Source organism: Kitasatospora sp. NPDC058965, from assembly GCF_042741245.1.
Lineage (GTDB): Bacteria > Actinomycetota > Actinomycetes > Streptomycetales > Streptomycetaceae > Kitasatospora.
In genome coordinates, this window is record NZ_JBHYKG010000442.1 from 1 (window position 1) to 5446 (window position 5446).

Here is a 5446-nt window from a genome sequence, read left to right on the forward strand (position 1 = left end):
GCCCGGGCGCGCGCGGGCGCGCCCCCGGGCCGGGCCACCGTCGGATCAGGGCTGGCCCACCAGCGCGGCCGCGACCACCGAGTCGCGCGCGGTCGGGCTGCTCGGCGCGGGGGAGAAGCGCACCTCGGTGGTGCCCCCGCAGGGCAGCGTGAGGCTGGTCGGGATCGCCAGCTTGACGAAGAAGTTGTCCAGCACGCCGACCAGCTGCACGCTGCCGGTCGCCGAGCCGGCGATGCTCACCACGATGCTGGTGCCGGCGCTGCCGGTGTAGCCGGCCGCGGTCGTGGTCGGCACCACGGTGTCGGCCTCGACGTACTGCCCGGCCAGCGGGTGGCCGGTCTGGCCCGGCGTGACCGGGCCGAAGCAGGCCATCTGGATGGCGGCGGCGGTGGACTTGCCGTTCACCAGCCCCTGGAAGGCCAGATCGGGCCGGACCGGGATCGGGTCCTGGACGGGCGTCGTCGCGGCGGCGGGCTGCGCCACCGCACCGGCGGCGAGCAGCAGGCCGGCGAGCGAGGCGCAGGCGGTGAGCAGACGGGCACGGGCCATGGGTGTCTCCTTGCGCGGCGAACGGGCGGGGAAGGCGCCGATGAGGCGTGGAGCACGTGCGGTGGGGCCGTGACTGTGCAGCCCGCAAGCTAGCGGCCCCGGCGCCGCCGCGACAAGGGGTCCTGCGTGAACGCGAGGAGAACCCGCCCGTCCTGACGCCGCGTCAGCCCAGGCGACCGATGTGGGCCAGGGCCCGCTTGAGCAGCGCTCCCTGTCCGCCGGGCATCTCGTTCTGCACCAGGTCGGAGGCGGCCTCCTCGGGGCTGAACCAGACCAGGTCCAGCGCGTCCTGGCGCGGCCGGCAGTCGCCGGCCACCGGGATCACGTACGCCAGCGACACGGCGTGCTGGCGGGGGTCGTGGAACTCGGTGACGCCCAGGGTCGGGAAGTACTCCGCGACGGTGAACGGCTGCAGCGAGGTCGGGATCCGGGGCAGCGCCACCGGGCCGAGGTCCTTCTCCAGGTGGCGCAGCAGCGCGTCGCGAATCCGCTCGTGGTACAGCACCCGGCCGGCCACCAGGGTCCGGCTCACCGTGCCGTCCGGCCCGATCCGCAGCAGCAGGCCGATCTGGGTGACCTCACCCGCGTCGTCCACCCGCACCGGGATCGCTTCGACGTAGAGGATCGGCATCCTGGCCCGGGTGGTCTCCAGCTCCTCGGGAGCGAGCCAGCCGGGCGTGGTTTCCGTGGTGTCGGCCATTGGGTGATCGTATCGGCTGGTCGGGCCGAGTGCGGTAGCCGCGTCGATCATTGCGCGAGATCGAAACTGACGGTCCGCCGGGTCCGGCGGACCGTCAGGTCGTCGGTGCGTCAGGCCTTCGCGGTGGCTCCGGGCAGGGCGGCCGGTGCGGCGGCGGTGCTCCAGGTCTTGATCGGCCACTCCTGGTGGTAGGCCAGGAACGGCAGGTCCTGCTCGGCCAGCGTGGTGCCCAGGAGGGCGATCCGGGCGAAGAGTTCGCCGTTGATGTCGAGGCCGCCGAAGAGGCTGACCGAGCCGTTGACGGCGGGCCCCGAGCCGGTGCCGTCCAGCACCACCGAGCCGTTCACCGCGGTGCGCAGGTAGGGCTCGATCGAGGCCTTGACGCCGACGGCGTCGTAGAGGGCGACCGAGGCCTCGGCCGCCAGGCCGGTCCTGACCGAGGCACTGCCGGCCAGGTCGAGCTTGAGCGGGGAGACGGCGGAGCTGCTCGGGTCGGTGCTGGTGGTCCAGCCGGCGCCCTGGGCGTAGTCCGAGTGCACGCCCCAACTGCCGTCGTAGCTCTGCTCGGCGTCGACCGTGACGGTGCCGTCGGCGGCGATGTCGGCGGAGAGCGTGAGGTCCAGGTTGATCACCACGGGCAGCACGCCGACCATCACCACGGGGCTCGCGCTCAGCTTGGCGATCGGGATCTTGATCGGGGTGCCGGTCGCGGTCAGCCCGGCGCTGACGTGCCAGTCGGCGTGCGCGCCGAGCGTGAAGCCGACCCGGGCCTGCTGCGGGGCGAGGATGCCGGCCCCGCCCTGGTAGCTGAAGTCCACCTCGGGGTCGAGCTCGACGGAGCCGGCCAGCGTGGCGGAGGCGCCGTTCGGGAGCGGCACGGTGGCGTTGGCGGTCAGGCCGAGGCTGCCGGACGCGGAGCCGTTGGCGCTGGTGATGCCGGTGACGTCGTAGGCCACCTTCAGGTCGCCGATCTGCGGCTGCACCGAGATCGACGCCGGGGCGACCGGGGCCCGCACCCCGGCGTCGGTCCCGCCGAGCAGCTCGGGGAGGGTGGCCGGACGGGTGGTGACGGCGACCTTGCCGCCGCCCTGCTGCTGCACGCCGGTGACGGCGACCAGTGCGCCGTGCGGGGCGGCCGGCGTCGGCGGGCTGTCGATCAGCTGGCCCGGGCGGACGGCGGCGGTGTCGGCGCTGCCCGCGGCGCCGGCGCCGGTGGCGGTCAAAACGGCCCGGCCGGCGGCGGCGTCGTAGGAGCTGAGGGTCAGCGCGGGAGCACCGGCCGGGGCGGCGGTGCCGGTGCCCGTCGGGCTGGCGAGGGTGGCCCTGGCCGGGCCCGTGGCGGGCGGCGCGACGGTGGTGGCGGGGTGCGCGGCGGAGTTGGCGGTGGGGACGGCGATGGGGTGCGCGGCGGTGGTGCGGGGCGGCGCGCTGCTGGGTGCCGCGGACGGCGTGTGCACAAATGTCGCCGTGGCGCTGGGAGTGGACGATCCGTCAGTGGCGGCTGCCTGCTGCGCGGTGGCCGGCTCCGCGGGGTACGGGCGGTGCTGACCCGGGCTGAGCTGCGGGGATTCGCCGGCCCGGGCGGCGGTCGGCGTGCTGGCGGCCGCCGAAGGCAGGTCGCAGCCGCAGAAGGCCAGCAGGGTGGAGGCGGCGAGTGCGGGCAGCGCGAGGGTACGCATGGACACGTGGAGAGTCGCCTTCGATCGAGGGTGAAGGGAGCGTGGCACGGGGCGGTGCAGCCCGAACCAGGCTGCTGCCAGCACGAGTTGTGAGACTCCCGTCTCAGCGTGACGATGCGGCGCGGTGGTTCGGGGCGGTGCGCGGGTGCTTGGTTACCCGTCAGTCAGGGTAGCGTGTGCGACTCTGTTCGGAACAGGGCGGGAGCGGCGCCGACTCGGGCATCAAGAGTCTTCATGTATAGGCAACTTGGCTCGGCCTCGCGGTTGGCCCGGCGGCCACCGCGGCAGCAGCGTCCGGCCACCGCGGTGGCAGCGTCCGGACGGCGTGGCGGTCCGGTCCGGTCGGCGGCCGAGCCGGCCGAGCGCTTCAGGCCCGGATGCCGAGCAGGCGGTCGAAGTAGCCGAGCAGCAGCAGCTTCAACTGCTCGGTGAGCTCCGGGGCCCGCTCCGGCGGTGCCTCCACCAGGAGGGGCAGCACGCCCTTGTAGGCGGCCAGCGTCACCGCCGCGGCCACCTGCAGCCGCCCGGCCGGCAGGTCCGGGGCGTAGAGCGTGAGCAGGGCCTGGATCCGGGCGTGCGTGCGGGCCATCAGCGGCGCCTGCAGGTCCATCATGTGGCCCGGCGCGTTGGGGCCGATGAACAGGGACAGGCAGGCCGGGTTGGCGCGGTGGAAGTCGACGATCGGGCCGAGCGAGGCCGTCAGTGCCTGCTCCAGGGTGACCGCGGCCGGGTCCACCACGCCGAACGGCGCCAGCAGCTCGTCCAGTCGGTCGGCGTAGTGCTCGGCCAGCGCCGCGGCGATGGCGTCCTTGTTCGGGAAGTACTGGTAGAGCGAGCCCGGTGAGACGCCGGCCCGGGCGGCGATGGCGTTGGTGGTGGTGGCCGCGTAGCCCGCCTCGGCGAAGACCTGCCCCGCCGCGTCCAGGAGCAGCGCGATCCGGCGCTCGCCACGGGCCTGACGCCGCTTCGGGCGCTCGGCGGTCCCGGCGGGTGAGGGCTGCTCGGTCGGGGGGTTCTCGGTGCTCACCCTGCTGATGGTAGGTGCGTTGACGAATGCGAGCAATCACTCGTAATCTCCGGAGCGGGGTATGCGAGCAAAGACTCGCGTTTCTGCCGGCTCCGCCGTGCCCGGACGACTGCCCGTGCCCGTGCCCATCCGCCCACGCCCACTCCCAGGGGGACACCCATGTCTGCCACCATCGATGCCGTCAGTGCGCCGGCCGGCGCCGCCGAGCCCGCGGCCCGCGCACCCGGCCGCGGCTGGACGCTCGCGATCGTCTCGATCGCGACCTTCATGCTCATGCTCGACCTCACCGTGGTGAACGTCGCGCTGCCCGACCTGCGCAATTCCCTGCACGCCGACTTCTCCGGGCTGCAGTGGGTGCTGGACGCCTACGCACTCACCCTCGCCGCGTTCCTGCTCACCGGTGGCTCGCTCGCCGACCGGCTCGGCCGCAAGCGGGTCTTCGTCGCCGGGTTCGCGGTCTTCACCGCGGCCTCGCTGGCCTGCGGCGCGGCGACCGACGTCCTCGCGCTGAACCTCGCCCGCGGGGTGCAGGGCGCCGGCGCGGCCGTGCTGTTCGCCGTGGGGCCGGCGCTGCTCGGCCACGAGTTCCGGGGCAAGGACCGGGCCAAGGCGTTCGGGGTCTTCGGCGGCGTCTCGGGGCTGGCCATCGCCTTCGGCCCGCTGATCGGGGGCGGGCTGACCAGCGGGGTCGGCTGGCGCTGGATCTTCCTGGTCAACGTCCCGATCGGGGTCGTCGCGATCGTGCTGAGCACGCTGCGGATCCGGGAGTCGCGCGAGCCCGCCGCGCACCGGATCGACTGGCTCGGACTGACCCTGTTCTCGGTGGCGCTCGGCGCACTGGTGCTCGGCTTCCTGCGCGGCGAGGCGCAGGGCTGGACCAGCCCGGTGATCCTCGCGCTGTTCGCCGCCGCGGCCCTGCTGCTCGCGGTGTTCGTCCTGGTCGAGCGGCGGCTGGGCGCGGCGGCGATGCTCGACCTCTCGCTCTTCCGCAACCGCACCTTCAACGGGATCTCGGCAGCCACGCTGCTCGCCAACGCGGCCGGCATGGCCTCGATCTTCCTGGAGGTCTCGTACGTCCAGAACGTGCTCGGTGCCACGCCGTGGCAGGCCGGCCTGCGCTTCCTGCCGCTGACGCTGGTGCTGTTCGTCGTCGCGGCGGTCACCGGCAGCCTGACGGTGGCGGTCCCGCCGCGGCTGCTGGTCGGTGCGGCGGCGGCGTTCATGGCGGGCGGCCTGCTGGCGATCCGGCTGGTCGACGTGCACAGCGGCTGGACCGCGATGCTGCCGAGCATGGTGCTCACCGGCATCGGGATGGGCATGTTCAACCCGCCGCGCGCCTCGGTCTCGATCGGCGTCGCGGAGCCGGCCCGGGCCGGCATGGCCGCCGGGATGGGGGAGACGTTCCAGCAGGTCGGCATCGCGATCGGGATCGCAGGCTTCGGCGCACTCTTCCAGCACCGGGTCGGCGACGCGTTCGCGGCGGCCGTCCCG

5 protein-coding genes are annotated in these 5446 nt (G+C 74.1%); 1 reads left to right on the top strand and 4 read right to left on the bottom strand.

Annotation, left to right across the window (positions count from 1 at the left end; genetic code table 11):
- Positions 1-45 precede the first annotated feature (45 nt).
- The 4 genes from ACFW1A_RS37995 to ACFW1A_RS38010 all read right to left on the bottom strand — a co-directional run bounded on the left by ACFW1A_RS37995 (position 46) and on the right by ACFW1A_RS38010 (position 3955).
- On the bottom strand, positions 46-549 hold the full coding sequence (locus tag ACFW1A_RS37995; protein WP_380417790.1) for a hypothetical protein: 504 nt from the start codon (positions 547-549) through the stop codon (positions 46-48).
- Between the two features lie 163 nt (positions 550-712).
- Positions 713-1249, bottom strand: coding sequence for an NUDIX hydrolase family protein (locus tag ACFW1A_RS38000; protein WP_380417792.1), 537 nt, complete (start codon positions 1247-1249; stop codon positions 713-715).
- Between the two features lie 110 nt (positions 1250-1359).
- A complete protein-coding gene (locus tag ACFW1A_RS38005; protein ID WP_380417794.1) occupies positions 1360-2934 on the bottom strand; it encodes a hypothetical protein in 1575 nt (524 codons plus the stop codon).
- Positions 2935-3295: 361 nt separating this feature from the next.
- A complete protein-coding gene (locus tag ACFW1A_RS38010) occupies positions 3296-3955 on the bottom strand; it encodes a TetR/AcrR family transcriptional regulator (protein WP_380417796.1) in 660 nt (219 codons plus the stop codon).
- 159 nt (positions 3956-4114) lie between these two features.
- On the opposite strand from ACFW1A_RS38010, the gene ACFW1A_RS38015 reads away from it, so the two are divergent.
- On the top strand, positions 4115-5446 hold a 1332-nt coding region (locus tag ACFW1A_RS38015), incomplete at its 3' end, for an MFS transporter (RefSeq protein ID WP_380417798.1).